10 protein-coding genes are annotated in these 15,506 nt (G+C 76.1%); 6 read left to right on the top strand and 4 right to left on the bottom strand.

Features of this window, described 5'->3' with window-relative positions; genetic code table 11:
- Positions 1-17: 17 nt before the first annotated feature.
- Positions 18-1,196, top strand: coding sequence for a MarP family serine protease (locus AB0I41_RS04575; RefSeq protein WP_357101791.1), 1,179 nt, complete (start codon positions 18-20; stop codon positions 1,194-1,196).
- 8 nt (positions 1,197-1,204) lie between these two features.
- Here AB0I41_RS04575 and AB0I41_RS04570 read toward each other — a convergent pair whose 3' ends face one another.
- From AB0I41_RS04570 to eccCa, 3 genes are all read right to left on the bottom strand, one after another.
- Positions 1,205-2,005, bottom strand: a complete 801-nt coding sequence (locus AB0I41_RS04570) for a phosphatase PAP2 family protein (RefSeq protein ID WP_357101789.1) — start codon at positions 2,003-2,005, stop codon at positions 1,205-1,207.
- A gap of 40 nt (positions 2,006-2,045) precedes the next feature.
- Complete coding sequence (mycP, locus tag AB0I41_RS04565) at positions 2,046-3,404, bottom strand: type VII secretion-associated serine protease mycosin (RefSeq protein ID WP_357101787.1); 1,359 nt, start codon at positions 3,402-3,404, stop codon at positions 2,046-2,048.
- A 76-nt stretch (positions 3,405-3,480) separates the two neighbouring features.
- Positions 3,481-7,440, bottom strand: coding sequence for a type VII secretion protein EccCa (eccCa, locus tag AB0I41_RS04560; protein WP_357101785.1), 3,960 nt, complete (start codon positions 7,438-7,440; stop codon positions 3,481-3,483).
- A 100-nt stretch (positions 7,441-7,540) separates the two neighbouring features.
- On the opposite strand from eccCa, the gene eccD reads away from it, so the two are divergent.
- Entirely contained in the window at positions 7,541-8,941 is a 1,401-nt protein-coding gene (gene eccD / locus AB0I41_RS04555) for a type VII secretion integral membrane protein EccD (protein ID WP_357101783.1), read from the top strand.
- Positions 8,942-8,993: 52 nt separating this feature from the next.
- On the opposite strand, the gene AB0I41_RS04550 is transcribed toward eccD, so the two are convergent.
- Entirely contained in the window at positions 8,994-9,500 is a 507-nt protein-coding gene (locus tag AB0I41_RS04550) for an inorganic diphosphatase (RefSeq protein ID WP_357101781.1), read from the bottom strand.
- A gap of 516 nt (positions 9,501-10,016) precedes the next feature.
- Between AB0I41_RS04550 and dacB the strand changes: the two genes are divergently transcribed.
- The 4 genes from dacB (at position 10,017) to AB0I41_RS04530 (ending at position 15,443) form a co-directional block, all read left to right on the top strand.
- A complete protein-coding gene (gene dacB / locus AB0I41_RS04545) occupies positions 10,017-11,507 on the top strand; it encodes a D-alanyl-D-alanine carboxypeptidase/D-alanyl-D-alanine-endopeptidase (protein WP_357102101.1) in 1,491 nt (496 codons plus the stop codon).
- Between the two features lie 65 nt (positions 11,508-11,572).
- The gene (locus AB0I41_RS04540; RefSeq protein ID WP_357101779.1) at positions 11,573-12,640 is read left to right on the top strand and encodes a zinc-dependent metalloprotease; all 1,068 of its coding nucleotides are present in this window, start codon (positions 11,573-11,575) and stop codon (positions 12,638-12,640) included.
- A gap of 10 nt (positions 12,641-12,650) precedes the next feature.
- On the top strand, positions 12,651-13,679 hold the full coding sequence (gene tilS, locus AB0I41_RS04535) for a tRNA lysidine(34) synthetase TilS (RefSeq protein WP_357101777.1): 1,029 nt from the start codon (positions 12,651-12,653) through the stop codon (positions 13,677-13,679).
- Positions 13,680-13,808: 129 nt separating this feature from the next.
- Positions 13,809-15,443 (top strand): gamma-glutamyltransferase family protein, encoded by a 1,635-nt coding sequence (locus AB0I41_RS04530; RefSeq protein WP_357101775.1) that lies wholly within the window; start codon positions 13,809-13,811, stop codon positions 15,441-15,443.
- Positions 15,444-15,506: the final 63 nt, after the last annotated feature.

Genomic DNA, 15,506 nt, shown 5'->3' with positions numbered 1-15,506 from the left:
GCCCGTACCCTTGACCCGTGTCCGTCGTGGATCTCGTCCTGCTCCTGCTCATGCTCGTGTTCGCGATCAGCGGATACCGCCAGGGCTTCGCCATCGGGGCGCTGTCGCTCTCCGGCTTCTTCCTGGGTGCGCTCCTCGGCCTCCAGGTCGGCCCGATGGTCGCCCGGCAGTTCGTCGACAGCGGCACCCGGGTGCTGATCTCCCTGGTCGCCGTCTTCGGGTTGGCCGTGCTCGGGCAGGCGCTCGCCGGCTGGCTCGGTTCCCACCTGCGCAGGACGATCACCAACGACGTGGCGAGGCGGGCTGACGACATCGGCGGCGCGTTCGTCTCGCTCTTCGCCGTCATGCTGGTGGCCTGGCTGGTCGCCGTACCGCTGGCCTCCTCCCCGCTGCCCTGGCTGTCCGCCTCGGTCAAGAACAGCGCGCTGCTGACCGTGGTCGACGCGGTCCTGCCCGACCGGGCCCAGGAACTCTCCACCGCCCTGCGGGACACGGTCGACACCGACGGCTTCCCGGACGTCTTCAACGGCCTCGGCCGCACCCAGGCGCGGCAGGTCTCCCCGCCCGACCCGGCCCTGGTGGGCTCCCAGGTGGTGGCGAACAGCCAGCGCTCGGTGGTCAAGGTGCTGGGTTCCGCGCCGAGCTGCGCGCGCCGCATAGAGGGCTCCGGCTTCGTGTACGCCGACGACCGGGTGATGACCAACGCGCACGTCGTCGCCGGCACCCGCTCCGTCGCGGTGGAGTTGCGCGGCGAGCGGTACGACGGCGAGGTGGTCGTCTACGACCCGAACCGCGACCTGGCCGTGCTGCACGTGCCCGGGCTGCCCGGCCCGTCCCTGCGCTTCGCCGCCGGGCAGGCCGGCACCGGCTCGGACGCGATCGTGCTGGGCTTCCCCCTCGACGGCCCGTACGACGCCCGCCCGGCCCGGGTGCGCGACGTCGACCGGATCACCGGGCCGGACATCTACTCCTCCGGCGACGTCACCCGGGAGATCTACACGATCCGGGCGCTGGTCCGCAGCGGCAACTCCGGCGGCCCGCTGGTCTCCTCCAACGGTCTCGTGCTCGGCGTGATCTTCGCGGCGGCGGCGGACGACCCGAACACCGGTTTCGCGGTCACCGCTGCGGAGGCGCGGCCGGTGGCGCTGGAGGGCGCGGAGCGTACCCGTGGGGTGGGCACGGGCGACTGCACCTGAGCCCCGAACTACGCGTCGGGCCCGTCCCGGTCGTCGGCCAGCTCCGGTTCCACGCCGTCGGCGGTGGGCCGGGCCGGGGGCCGGACGGTCCGCTCCCGCCAGGTGCTGAACGCGGCGGAGGTGGCCGCCACCACCGCCACGCCGAGCAGCCAGCCGCCCAGCACGTCGCTGGTCCAGTGCACGCCGAGCGCCACCCGGCTCAGCCCGGTCACCCCGGCGACCAGCACCGCCGCCGCCCAGAGCGCGCCGCGCGCCGCCGTCCGGCCCCCGGCGTACGGCAGGAAGACCAGCAGCAGTACCCCGGCGGCCAGGGTGGCGTTCAGGGTGTGCCCGGACGGGAAGGCGTAGCCGGCCGCCCGGGCCATCGGGTCGAGCAGGTCCGGGCGGCCCCGGCCGACCAGCAGTTTGAGCAGCGCGCCGAGCAGCCCGCCGACGGCCATCGTGGTGACCACCCAGCCGGCCAGCCGCCGCGCCCGGCGGACCCACAGCCAGACCACCACCGCGCCCGCCGCCACCCGCAGCGGCCCCGGGGCGAAGACGTCGGTCCACAGGTTCATCGCCCGCACCCAGCCGGGGTGGTCGAGGGCGTAGCGGTACAGCGCGTCGGTCACCGCCGCGTCCAGATCGTGCAGCGGCGGCCAGGCGCCCACCACCAGCACGGCCAGCAGCGCGAACGGCACCAGCACCAGGAACGCCGCCGCCGAGGCCAGGGTCAGCCGCAGACCCAGCGAGTGGTCCCGGTCCAGGCGGCGGTCCCGCCAGGACCGGGCCGACGGGCGTACGGAGGTGCGCGGACCGGGGGAGCTCATGGGGTGCACTTACCCGACGGTACGGCGGAACAGGCCGGGGTCAGCGGCCCCCCAGCCGGAACCGGCGGATCATCAGCGCGGCGCCGGTGATCAGGGCGACCAGGATGGCCAGGCCCGTCCAGAGCCGGCGCGGGGCGGTGTCGTCCTCGGCACCGGCCGGCTGCGCCGACCAGCGGGTGTGCTGCCGGGGCGCGGTGAAGCCGAGCGGGTCGGAGCCGGTGCCACCGGCCCGGGCGTCGTCGGCGGACCCGGGCGCCGCGCCGAAGCCGACCACGCCGGGGGAGTCGTTGTCGTCGAGCGGGTTGCGGTGCACCAGCGGCACGTCCGCGGTCAACGCGGCCACCGGGTCGACCACGCCGTACCCGAAGCGGTCGTCCCGGCCGGTGGGACCGACGTCCTTCGCGGTGGCCAGCAGCCGGTTGACCACGTCCCCGGCGGACATCTCCGGGAACCGGGCGCGGACCAGTGCGGCGGTGGCCGCGACCAGCGGCGAGGCGAAGCTGGTGCCCTGCACCCCCCAGTAGCCGCCGGGCCGGGCGCCGACCAGGCGGGTGGCCGGCGCGGTGAGGGTGGTGGCGTGCCCGGTGATCGAACCGGACCAGAGGATGTCGCTGCTGCCCTCCAGCCCGGCCACGGCGATCACGCCGGGCTCCCGGGCCGGGTACCAGACCTCGGGGCTGGTCGAGGTGGCGACGTTGCCGGTGCAGGCGACCACGACCACGTCCCGGGCGAAGGCATAGTCGAGCGCGGCGGCCAGCGCCGGGCTGTCGCCGCTGCCGCCCAGGGACAGGTTGATCACGCGGGCACCGTTGTCGACCGCCCAGCGCACCCCCTTGGCCACGATCATCGCGTCGTCGTAGCGGTTCTCGTCGTCGAGCACCCGGACCGGCAGGATCCGGGCGTCCGGGGCCAGCCCGACCACGCCCTTCTTGTCGTCGTTGCGCCCGGCGATCAGGCTGGCCACCGTGGTGCCGTGGCCCACCGGGTCCGGCTCGTCGCTGCCGGCGGGGGAGACCAGGTCGATGCCGGGCAGCACCTGACCGGCCAGATCCGGGTGGGAGCCGTCCACCCCGGAATCGATCACCGCGACGGTGACCCCCCGGCCGGTGGAGGTGTTCCAGGCGGTGCTGGCCCGCAACTCGTCGAGCTGCCACTGGTCGTCGCGGACCCGGTCGGCCCGGGTGGTGGTCTCCACCGGGGAGAAACCCGGCTCGGCCAGCGGTGTGCCGGCGAGCGGCGCGGCGACGGTGACCGTCCGGGGTGCGGCGGCCGATGCCGGTGGCGGCACCGCGCCGACGACCGTCACGGCGGTCGCCGCGACACCGAGCAGCGCCCGCCCGGCGAATCGGTGCAACCCGGTCGGGGAGCCGTGCCGAACCCTGGTCACATCCTCCGCCATTCATCGTCCATGACACGTGCTGCTCGGCAGATTACCGGTTTTCCCCGTCGCGACGGGACGGTTCCGCCGGACACACTCACGGTGGGGGCAGCTGGGCCAACTGGACCAGGCGTACGCCCTCACGCCGGGTGACCAGGCGTCCGCGCCCGGGCGGCAGCGGCCCGGGCCGGACCTGACCGACCAGTGGTCCCTCGTCCGGGCTGCCGCTCATCACCAGCCCGGCGGTGGAGAGTTCGCGGAGCCGCTGCACGATGGGCTCGTACTGGGCCCGGGCGGCGCCCCCGGAACGGCGGACCAGCACCAGGTGCAGCCCGATGTCGCGGGCCTGGGGCAGGTGCTCCTCCAGGCAGCGCAGCGGGTTCGCCGGGCCGCTGGACACCAGGTCGTAGTCGTCGACCAGCACGAACAGCTCCGGCCCGGACCACCAGGACCGCTTCCGCAGCTGCGCCGGGGTCACCTCCGGTCCGGGCAGCCGGGCCTGCAGGTAACCGGCCGCCGACTCGACCAGCTCGGCGGTGTGCGCCGCCGCGCTGCCGTACCCGATGACGTGCGGGGCGTCGATGAGTCCGTGCAGGCTGCGCCGGTAGTCGACCAGGATGATCCGGGCCTGCTCCGGGGTGAACCGGTCGATGATCGAGGTGGCCAGCGCGCGCAGGAACGAGGACTTGCCGCACTCCGCGTCGCCGAAGACCATGAAGTGCGGCTCGGTGGCGAAGTCCACCGCCACCGGGCGCAGGTCCGCCTCGGCCACGCCGATCGGGAAGGCCAGCCCGGTGGCGGCGGAGGTGTCCAGGTCGGCCCAGGGCAGCACCGGCGGAAGCAGCCGTACCCGGGGGGCGGGCGGGCCGGACCAGGCGCCGGCGACCGCCTTCACCAGGTCGGTCGTCTCCGTTCCGGCCAGTTGGGGCAGCGCGGTGAGGAAGTGCAGGCTCTGCGCGGTGATGCCCCGGCCGGGCGACTTCTCCGGCACGGTCGCCGCCGCGACCCGCTTCACCACCGAGTCCGACGGGTCGCCGAGGCGCAGCTCCAGGCGGGAGCCGAACAGGTCCCGGATGGCCGGGCGGAAGTCCATCCAGCGGACCGCGCTCGCCACCACGTGCACCCCGTACGACAGGCCGCGGGTGGCCAGGTCGGTGACCAGTGGTTCCAGGTCGTCGTACTCGCCGCGCAGGGTGGCCCAGCCGTCGACGACCAGGAAGACGTCGCCGAACGGGTCGACGGTGGGCTGCCCGGCCGCCGCCGGTCCGGACCGCCGCTGCCGCCAGGCGGCCATCGACTCGACGCCCAGCTCGGCGAAGCGGCGCTCCCGTTCGGCGAGCAGGGTGGCGATCTCGCCGATGGTCCGGCGCACCACCGTCGGGTCGGACCGGCCCGCGACCCCGCCGACGTGCGGCAGGTCGCGCAGCGCGGCGAGCCCGCCGCCGCCGAAGTCCAGGCAGTAGACCTGCGCCTCGGCCGGGGTGTGGGTGAGCGCCAGCGCGCAGATCAGTGTCCGGAGCAGGTGCGACTTTCCGCTCTGCGGCCCGCCGACCACGGCCACGTGCCCGGCCGCGCCGTCCAGCGCCAGCCAGAGCAGGTCGCGGCGCTGCTCGAAGGGCTTGTCCACCGCGGCCACCGGCACTTGGAGCGCGCCGTGCAGCTCCGGGTTGGCGACGGTGAGGCCGCGCCGCGGGTCGGCGGCGGCCGGCCCGAGCAGCTCGTCCAGCGTGGGCGCCCGGTCGAGCGGGGGCAGCCAGACCTGGTGTGCGGGCGGGCCCTGCCCGGCGAGCCGGCCGACCAGCACGTCCAGCAGGTTCTCGGTCTCCTCCTCGGCGGCGGGCAGCGCCGGGGTGGCCGGTTCCGGCACCGGCACCAGGTGGGTGGAGAAGGTGAGCAACCGGGTGGCGCCGCCCGCGCCGTCGCCGGCAGTCCCGCCGCGCCGGCGGACCGGTCCGGAGACGTACGCGGCCTTGAACCGGACCAGCGGATCGGTGCCGGCGCGCAGGTAGCCGTGCCCGGGGGAGCGGGGCAGCTCGTGCGCGTCGGGCACCCCGAGCACCGTCCGGGACTCCAGCGCCGAGAAGGTGCGCAACCCGATCCGGTACGACAGGTGGGTGTCGAGCCCCCGTAGCCGCCCCTCTTCCAGGCGCTGGCTGGCGAGCAGCAGGTGCACGCCGAGCGACCGGCCCAGCCGCCCGATCTGGACGAACAGGTCGATGAAGTCGGGCTTGGCGGAGAGCAGCTCGGAGAACTCGTCGCAGATCAGCAGCAGCGACGGCAGCGGGGCCAGCGGGGTGCCGGCGGCCCGGGCCCGCTCGTAGTCGCGCAGGCTGGCGAAGTTCCCGGCCCGGCGCAGCAGCTCCTGGCGGCGCATCAGCTCGCCGTTGATGGCGTCCACCATCCGGTCGACCAGCGGCAGCGCGTCGGCCAGGTTGGTGATCACCGCGGCGGTGTGCGGCAACCGGTCGAAGGAGGCGAAGGTGGCGCCGCCCTTGAAGTCCACCAGCACGAAGTTGAGCTGTTCCGAGCTGTGCGTGGCGGCCAGCCCGAGCACCAGGGTGCGCAGCAGCTCCGACTTGCCGGACCCGGTAGCCCCGATCAGCAGCCCGTGCGGACCCATGCCGTCCTGCGCCGACTCCTTCAGGTCCAGCTCGATCGCGCCGCCGTCGGCGCCGACGCCGATCGGCACCCGCAGCCGGTCCCGCCCGGAGCGGGGCGCCCAGCCCTGCCCGGCGGTGAAGCCCTCCGGGTCGCCGATGCCGAGCAGCTCGGGCAGGCCCAGCTCGGCCCCGGGCGCCGCCTCGCCCCCGCGTACGGTGCTGGCGAGCCGCAGCGGCGCGAGCCGCCGGGCCACCGCCTCCGCGTCGGCGACCTCCAGCCGGTCGGCGGTGCCCACCTCGGCGTGCCCCTCGGCCGACCAGGAGTGCAGCCGGTCGCCGCGCAGCTCCAGCAGGAGGGCGAAGCGGTCGAGCAGCCGCGGCGGCGGGGTGTCCAGGTCGATGAGGGTGACCGCGTCGATGCCGCCGTCCCCGGTCAGGTCGGTCGCCCCGGTCAGGTCGCCGCCGTCGAGCAGGACCACCACGTGCGGCCCGTCGGTGGCCGGCCCGGCCGGGCTGAACCGGGACCGGCTGGCCAGCACCTCGTCGAGCAGCCGTTCCAGTTCGGCGGCGGAGCTGGTGACCAGGCGGACCGGGCCGAGCGCGTCGGCGCGGCCGGGGTGGTGGGCGTGCGGCAGCCACTTCACCCACTCCCAGAGCGCCCGCCGCTCCGGCCCGGCGCAGACCGCGATGAGCAGTTCGTCCGGGGCGTGGAAGACGGCCAGTTGGGTGAGCATGGCCCGGGCCAGCGCCTGGGCGGTCGGCGAGGCGGTGCCGGGGCGCGCGTCGGCCGGGACCGCCTCGCCCCGGACGAAGACCCGGGCGAAGCTGCGCAGCGACAGCGCCACCGGCAGGTCCGGCACCACCGAGTACGCGTCGAGGAAGCGCCGCAGCGCCCCGGCGGTCATCGGTTCCAGCTCCTCCAGCGACCTGGTGACCGGGGGGATCAGCGGGGTGGCCAGGGTCTGCGGGCCGACGGCCACCCGGACCACGGCGAAGTCCGGGTCGCCCGGCCGGCGCTCCCAGACCCGGTGGCTGTCCACCGTCGACCAGAGCCGGCCCGGGTCGGGGTGCCGGTAGTAGAGCCCTGACCGCTGCTGCCCGGCGTTCTGCCGGACCCGGCGGCGCAGCGCCGTCAGGTGTCGCAGGTACTCGCGGCGGGCGGCCATCATCTCCGACTTCTTCGGGGTGCCGGAGGCGCTGCCCCAGGAGGTCACCAGCATCGCCACCGAGGAGAGCCCGAACATGCCGCCCACCACGTACGAGTAGGCGCCGCCGCCCCGGCCGAACATCATCGCCATCGCCACCGTGCCGCCCAGCATGGGCAGCACCATCAGCGCCTGCTGCCAGCGGCCGCCGGTCACCGCGGGGATCTCCGGTGGCGCCTCGACGGGCAGTTCGCCGACCGGTATCTCCGGCGCCGGACGGCGCGGTGGTCGCTTGATGACGACAGTGGACACTGGGCCTCCCGATGGCGCTCGGTAACCCGAGCCTGGCTCATCGTAGGTAAAGTCCTGTCGTCCGTCAGCCACCGCTCCCGCTCGATATGGAGATCAGTCGATGACCACCGGGCTGGCCAGGGTCACCATCAGCGCTCCGCAACGACGCGTCGACGTGGCCCTGCCGGAGCAGGTTCCCCTCGCCGAGCTGCTGCCCGAGGTGCTGCGGCACGCCGGCGAGGGGCTGGCCGACGACGGCGAGCGGCACGGCGGCTGGGTGCTGCGCCGCACCGACGGCGCGGTGCTGGCGACCGCGCAGGCGCTGCTGCCCCAGGGGGTGCGCGACGGCGAGGTGCTGCACCTCGTCCCGGCCCACGCCGACTGGCCCGAGCTGGAGTACGACGACGTGGTCGAGGCGATCGCCGACGGCGCCCGCCGACGCGGCAGCGCCTGGTCACCCGCCGCCACCCGGGCCGCCACGCTCGCCGGCGCGGGCGTGCCCCTCGCCGTCGGGCTGGTCGCCGTCCTGGCCGGCGGGCCGCAGCACCGCGCCGGCTGGCCCCTCGCGGTCACCGTCGCGCTGCTGCTCGCGCTCGCCGGCACGGTCGCCTCCCGGGCGTACGGGGACGGCCCCACCGGCGCGACCCTCGGCGGGTACGCCCTGCCGTACGCCGCCGCGGCCGGCGCCCTCGCGGTCAGCTCCGGCGACCCGGTCGGCCCGTTCCGGCCGCTGCCCTGGCTGGGCGCCCCCGAACTGCTGGCCGGCGCGGTGGCGCTGCTGCTGGTGGCGGTGCTCGGTCTGCTCGGCACCGCCACCCGGCTACGGGTCTTCGTGGCCGGCGCGACGGTCGGCGCGGTCGGCGCGCCGGCCGCCCTCGGCGGGTTCCTGCTCGGTCCGGCCGGCACCGCGGCGGTGCTGCTCTGCGTGCTGGTCTTCGCCCTCGGCGGGCTGCCGCTGCTGGCGATCCGGCTCGGCAAGATGCCGCTGCCGCCGATCACCCTGCCCGCCGGCCCGACCGGTGGCCCCGACGGCGTCCGGGACCTGCCCGACCGGGCCCGGGTGCACGCGGCGGTGGCCCGGACCGAGGAGATGCTGACCGGGATGCTGATCGGGCACGCCGGCCTGGTGCTCGGCGCCGCGCTGGTGCTCGGCGTCACCGGCGGGCTGGCCGGGCGGCTGCTGGTCGCGGTCGTCTCGGCGGTGCTGCTGCTGCGCTCCCGGCTCTTCGTGGCGGTGCGCCACCGGGTGCCGCCGGTGCTGGCCGGGCTGGCCGGGTTCGCGGTGCTCGGCGTGGTGCTGGCCGCCGGGGCCGGTGCCGCCGGGCTGCTGACGCTGACCGTGGGCGGGCTGCTGGTCGCGCTCACCGCCGTGGCGGCCGGCACCACGTACGCCCGGCGGCCGGTGTCGCCGTACCTCGGTCGGGTGGCCGACCTGACCGACACGGCGCTGGTGGTCTCCGTCGTGCCGGTGGCCTGCGCGGTGCTGGGCCTCTACGAAGTCGCCCGGGGCCTGCTGGGCTGAGAAGTCGACGAAGGGCCCGGGAGTGATCCCGGGCCCTTCGTCGACGTGCTGGTCAGTGCGCGGTGTCGCCGCGCTCCTCGGCCTCCTTGGCCCGCTGGTACGACGCGCGGATCTCGGCCTCGGCCTCGACCCGGCCGACCCAGGTCGCGCCCTCGACCGACTTGCCCGGCTCCAGGTCCTTGTAAACCTCGAAGAAGTGCTGGATCTCCAGCCGGTCGAACTCGCCCAGGTGGTGGATGTCGCGCAGGTGCTCCTGGCGTGGGTCCTCGTAGGGCACGCAGAGGACCTTGTCGTCGCCGCCCTTCTCGTCCGTCATCCGGAACATGCCGATGGTGCGGCAGCGGATCAGGCAACCTGGGAAGGTCGGCTCGGGGACGAGCACCAGCGCGTCCAGCGGGTCGCCGTCCTCGCCGAGGGTGCCCTCGATGAAGCCGTAGTCGGCCGGGTACTGGGTCGACGTGAAGAGGGTGCGGTCCAGCCGGATCCGGCCGGTCACGTGGTCCACCTCGTACTTGTTGCGGTGACCCTTCGGGATCTCAACCGTGACGTCGAAATCCATCTCCCACGCTCCCTCGTCTGCCCACGCTGGCTGAACGGAACCACAGACGCCCCCGGTACGGGTGAATGGCCACCCACCGGCTCCGGACGCCGCATAGTCTTCTGACCGAAGTAGTGTCACCCAGGCTGGTTCGGAAGGCGGGAGGAGGGGGTCGTGGGGAGGGAAGATTCACACTACCGCCCGGAGGGGGTTGACGGACGCGGGTCCGGCGGATCCGCGAGCGGACGCTTTCCGGTGCCCGGGGTGCACCCGTCGGACCGTTCTCCGGCGCCGTCCGGGCCGGGCGTCGGGCACCCGGGGCAGGCCCCGCCGGCCTGGCCGGGCGACCCCCGCAACGGCGGCCGGTTCCCCGAGCCGAATCCGTCCGACCGCCCTGCCGCCGGCTCCGCCCGGGTGCCGTACGGGCCGCCGCCGGCCGCCGGGTCGGCCCGGGTCCCGCCGTCGTCCTGGGACGCCCCGGCCGCCGGGTCGGGTCAACCCCGCGCGACCGCGCCCGTGTCGCCGCCGGCCGGCCCGATTTCTTCGCCGCCGGCGGGCGCCGGGGCGCTGCCCCCGCCGCGCCGGCGGCGCCGGCTGCTGCCGGTCGCGGTGCTCGCCACCGTGCTGCTGCTCGGGCTGGCCGCGGTCGCGGTGGTGGTCCGTCCCGGGCCGGTCGCCGGTTTGCTCGGCGACGAGGCCGCGCCGGCGGCCTCCGCCCGCGCCCCGGAGCCCGACCCGTCGCCGGTGCTCGCCGGCCCGGACGCCAACGCCCCGCAGCCCACCCCCGCGGGGGTACGCGCCGCGCTGGAGCCGCTGGTCGGGGCCGCCGCCCTGGGCAGCCGGGTGAACCTGTCGGTGGCCGACGTGGCCACCGGGCAGTCCCTCTACGCCAAGGGCGGCGACGACGGCACCGTGCCGGCCTCGGTGACCAAGCTGGCGACCGGGGTGACCGTGCTGGAGGCCCGGGGCCCCGGCTACCGGATCCCCACCCGGGCGGTGGCCGGGGCGACCCCCGGCGAGGTGGTGCTCGTCGGCGGCGGCGACCCGACCCTGGCGGTCGACGGCGACGGCTTCTACCCCAACGCGGCCCGCCTCGACACGCTGGCCAAGCAGGTGAAGCAGGCGCTCGGTGGCACCGCGCCGACGAAGGTCACCGTCGACTCGTCGCTCTTCCCCGGCCCGGTGCACGGCCCCGGCTGGGACGACGACATCCCGACCGGCGGCTACGGCGCGGCGATCACCGCGCTGATGACCGACGCCGCGCGCCGCGACCCGGCGGCGGCCCGGAAGACCTTCGACGACACCCACGGCGCGGCCGAGCGCTTCCCGCAGCCCGACCTTTCTGCCGGCCGTGCCTTCGCCCGGCTCCTCGGGCTGGGCGGCGACGCCCAGGTCGGCAAGGGTACCGCCCCCGCGGCCGGCGGCGCCGCGGCCGCCGGTGCCCCGGCGCCCGGCACCGAGCTGGGCAAGGTCGAGTCGCTGCCGATGATCCGGCTCGTCGACATCATGATCAGCGACAGCGACAACGTGATCGCCGAGGCCCTGGCCCGGCAGGTGGCGCTGGCCCGCAACCAGCCGGCCAGTTTCGCCGGCGGGGCGGCGGCGATGGACACGGTCATTGGCGAGCTGGGCCTGCCGGCTGACGAGATCAGCCTCTCCGACGCCAGCGGGCTCTCCCGGAACAACCGGATCAGTCCATCCCTGCTGACCGACCTGATCGCGCTCGCCGGCAAGGGCGACCACCCGGAACTGGGCGCCATCTTCGGCGGCCTGCCGGTCGGCGCCTGGTCCGGGACCCTGGGCGACCGTTACCGGGCCACCGCGACCGCGGCCGGAGCCGGGGTGGTGCGTGCCAAGACCGGCACCCTGACCGGGGTGCACGCCATCGCCGGGCTGGTCACCACGGCCGAGGGCCGGCTGCTCACCTTCGCGGTGCTCACCGACCGGGCCCCGGCCGGCGATCCGGACGTCCCCCGCCAGGCCCTCGACCGGATCGCCGGCGCCCTGGCCGGTTGCGGCTGCCGCTGACCCGGCCGCCGGACCCCCTGCTCGCGCGTCGGGCCGGGGTGTTCCGGCGCGGGTACGGTGGGTGCATGGCGCAGTTCGTGGACTGGGATCTGGCCGCCGCGACCGCGGGGGCGCTGGGCAAGTCGGGCCCCCGGGTGTCGTACGCCGAGGCCACCGAGGTGGTCGTCGACCTGCGTCGGCTCACCGAGGAGGCGGCCGGGCACGTCGCCGACCACACCGGGCTGCGCTCGCAGGTGACGCACCCGCCGGTGCGGGTGGTGGACCGTCGGGACTGGGCGGCCGCCAACATCGCCGGCCTGCGCGAGGTGATCACCCCGCTGGTCAGCCGGCTCACCGGTGACAAGCGGCCCGGCCCGCTCACCGAGGCGGTCGGTTCCCGGCTGACCGGGGTGCAGGCCGGCACGGTGCTCGCCTATCTCTCCGGCCGGGTCCTCGGCCAGTACGAGGTCTTCTCCGCCGACCCCGGCCAGCTGCTGCTGGTCGCGCCGAACATCGTCGAGGTGGAGCGCAAGCTGCAGGCGGACCCGCGCGACTTCCGGCTCTGGGTCTGCCTGCACGAGGTCACCCACCGGACCCAGTTCACCTCGGTGCCCTGGATGCGGGCGTACTTCCTCGGCGAGGTGAACGCCTTTGTCGACGCCTCGCAGGGCAGTGAGCACCTGCTGGAGCGGCTGCGCCGCGGCGTGGCCACCCTCTCCGACGCGGTCAAGGACCCGGAGAGCCGCACCAGCGTGCTGGACATCGTGCAGACCCCGGCGCAGCGGGCCGTGCTGGACCGGCTCACCGCGCTGATGACCCTGCTGGAGGGGCACGCCGAGTTCGTGATGGACGGCGTCGGCCCGCAGGTCATCCCCAGTGTCGAACGGATCCGGGCGGCGTTCAACCGGCGCCGCGAGGCCGGCAACCCGCTGGAGAAGGCGATCCGCCGGCTGCTCGGCGTCGACGTCAAGATGCGCCAGTACGCCGAGGGCCGCAAGTTCGTGCACGGCGTGGTCGAGCGGGTCGGCATGGACGGCTTCAACAAGATCTTCGGTTCCCCGCTGACCCTGCCCCGGCTCGACGAGCTGGGCGACCCGGACGCCTGGGTGGCCCGGGTGCACGGGCCGGCCGGCGCCACCCCGACCGCCGGCTGAACGGACGGCCGTGGCCGCCCTCGCCCCGCCGGTCGCCGCGATCCGGGCCGCGGTCCGCCGCGCGCTGACCGGGCTGCCGCCCGACGGGCCGGTGCTGGTGGCCTGCTCCGGCGGGGCCGACTCGCTCGCCCTGGCCGCCGCGGCCGCCTTCGTGGCGCCCCGGCTCGGCCGGCGGGCCGGCCTGGTGACCGTGGACCACGGGCTGCAGGAGGGCTCCGCCGGGCGGGCCGAGGCGGTGGCCCGGTGGGCCGTCGACGCCGGCCTGGACCCGGTCGAGGCGGTGCCGGTGACCGTGGCCGGGCGGCCCGGCGGCCCGGAGGCGGCCGCCCGCGAGGCCCGCTACCAGGCGCTGGCCGACGCCGCCCGGCGGCACGGCGCGACCGGGCTGCTGGTCGGGCACACCCGTGACGACCAGGCCGAGACGGTGCTGCTCGCGCTGGCCCGGGGCGCCGGACCACGCGGACTGGCCGGCATGCCCGAGCGCCGCGAGCTGGAAGGGGTGCCGCTGCTGCGCCCGCTGCTCGACGTCACCCGGGACGAGACCCGCAAGGCGTGCGCCGCGCTCGGGCTGACCCCGTGGGAGGACCCGCACAACGCCGACCCCTCGTACGCCCGCGCCCGGGTACGCACCGACGTGCTGCCGGTGTTGCTGCGGGCGCTCGGCCCGGGGGTGCTGGACAACCTGGCCCGGACCGCCCGGCTGGTGGCCGCCGACACCGCCGCGCTGGACGACCTGGCCACCGGCGCGCTCGCCGACTCGGCCGGGGTGCGGGTGGTCGGCGGTGGGCTCTCGGTGGCGGCCCTGGCCGCGCTGGCCCCGGCGGTGCGGACCCGGGTGCTGCACGCCTGGGCCCGTGAACTGGGCGCGTCGCCGGCCGCGCTGTCGCACCGGCACGTGGCCGCGCTGGACGCGTTGGTCACCGACTGGCGCGGGCAGGGCCCGACGCACCTGCCCGGCGGGCTGCGGGTGGCCCGTAGCGCCGGCCGCCTGCTCCCGCTCGACCGGGGGCCCCGGCTGAGACGCGTAACCGTCGGTTGAGCGGGGAGCCATGAGCGGGTGGCGTTTTCCGGCGGAGCTGGCGGCCTGTCGGGTCGGTTTTCGCTCTCCGATCATGAGGGGGCGTCGCCGGTTCTCCCCGGGAGCCGCCGGAGGCGGTAGACAGGGCGGATGACGTACCCCCGACAGCCGCTCTTCGCCCCGAACGGTGCCGTCGCGACCAGCCAGCCGCTCGCGGCGGCCGCGGGTCTGGCCGTGCTGCGGCGCGGCGGCAACGCCGTCGACGCCGCGCTGGCCGCGGCGATCGCGCTCACCGTGGTCCAGCCGCCCTCCAACGACATCGGCGGCGACCTGTTCGCGATCGTCTGGGACGGTGAGCGGCTGCACGGGTTGAACGCCTCCGGCCGGTCCCCGGCCGCGTTGACCCGGGAGGTGGTGCTCACCGCGACCGGGCGGCGCGCGGCGACGCCGGTCGACGCGCTCGGGGGCGGGCAGGCGCGCGGCCCGGCGATGCCGGCCCGGGGCTGGCTGCCGGTGACCGTGCCGGGCGCGCCGGCCGGCTGGCGGGACCTGCACGACAGTTTCGGGTCGCTGCCCTTCGCGGAGCTCTTCACCGACGCCGTCGGGTACGCCGAGCACGGCTACCCGGTCGCCACCGGCGCCGCCGCCACCTGGGCCCGGGCGCTCGCCGCGCGGGTCGACCCGGTCGGCGAGGAGTACGCCGAGTTCGACCGGGTCTTCACCGTCGACGGGCGGGCGCCGCGCCCCGGCGAGCGGTGGCGCAACCCGGACGCGGCCCGCACCCTGCGGCGGATCGCCGAGACCGGCGCGGAGGACTTCTACCGGGGTGGGATCGCCGCCGCGCTCGACGCGCACGCCGCCCGCACGGGCGGCCTGCTCACCGGCGACGACCTGGCCCGGCACACCTCCACCTGGGTGGACCCGGTCAGCGCCCGGTACCGGGGGCACGACGTCTGGGAACTGCCGCCCAGCGGGCAGGGGATCGCCGCCCTGCTCGCGCTGCACATCCTGGACGGCACGGACCTGGCCGCGCTCGACGCCGGGGAACGGCTGCACCGCCAGGTCGAGGCGGTCAAGCTCGGCTTCGCCGACGCCCACGCCCACGTGGCCGACCCGGAGCGGGCCCCGGTGCCGACCGCCGCCCTGCTCGACCCCGGCTACGCGGCGATCCGCCGGGCCCTGGTCACTGACCGGGCCGGCGACCCGGTGGCCGGCGACCCGGAGCGGGGCGGCACCGTCTACCTGTGCACCGCCGACGCGGGCGGAATGATGGTCAGCCTGATCCAGTCCGGCTACCTGGCGTTCGGCTCCCGGGTGGTGCTGCCCGGGCACGGCTTCGCGCTGCAGAACCGGGGCCTCGGCTTCCGCCTCGACCCGGCGCACCCGAACGTGGTCGGGCCGGCCAAGCGGCCCTTCCACACCATCATCCCGGGCTTCCTGACCCGCGACGGCGCGCCGGTCGGGCCGTTCGGCGTGATGGGCGGGCACATGCAGCCGCAGGGGCACGTCCAGCTGGTCTGCGCCACCCTCGACGCCGGCCTCGACCCGCAGGCCGCGCTGGACGCCCCCCGCTGGTACTGGCACGCCGGCCGCACCCTGCTGGTCGAGCCGGCGCTGGCGGCGGTGCCCGGCCTGGTCGCGGGGTTGCGCGCCCGGGGGCACGAGGTGGCCGTCGCTGCGGAGTCCTCCGTGTTCGGGTACGGGCAGGCGCTCTGGCGGGCTTCCTCCGGTGGGTACGTGGTGGGGTCGGAGTCGCGGGTCGACGGAGCCGCTGTCGGGTTCTGACTCTTTCGGTTCGTCGTTGTCGCGGTGGGGTTTCGCCGGAGCCCGACCCGCTCCGGGCGGTCA

Source organism: Micromonospora sp. NPDC050200 (assembly GCF_040656135.1).
Classification (GTDB): Bacteria; Actinomycetota; Actinomycetes; order Mycobacteriales; family Micromonosporaceae; genus Micromonospora.
Note: the sequence above shows the minus strand (reverse complement) of the source record. Positions and strands in the feature narration are given on the sequence as shown.

What these genes read in the sequence shown, in the direction of transcription:
- AB0I41_RS04570 (WP_357101789.1), bottom strand. Translation starts at nt 2,005, where the DNA reads ATGAGCTCCCCCGGTCCGCGCACCTCCGTACGCCCGTCGGCCCGGTCC.
- mycP (WP_357101787.1), bottom strand. Translation starts at nt 3,404, where the DNA reads ATGGCGGAGGATGTGACCAGGGTTCGGCACGGCTCCCCGACCGGGTTG.
- eccD (WP_357101783.1), top strand. Translation starts at nt 7,541, where the DNA reads ATGACCACCGGGCTGGCCAGGGTCACCATCAGCGCTCCGCAACGACGC.
- AB0I41_RS04550 (WP_357101781.1), bottom strand. Translation starts at nt 9,500, where the DNA reads ATGGATTTCGACGTCACGGTTGAGATCCCGAAGGGTCACCGCAACAAG.
- AB0I41_RS04540 (WP_357101779.1), top strand. Translation starts at nt 11,573, where the DNA reads ATGGCGCAGTTCGTGGACTGGGATCTGGCCGCCGCGACCGCGGGGGCG.
- AB0I41_RS04530 (WP_357101775.1), top strand. Translation starts at nt 13,809, where the DNA reads ATGACGTACCCCCGACAGCCGCTCTTCGCCCCGAACGGTGCCGTCGCG.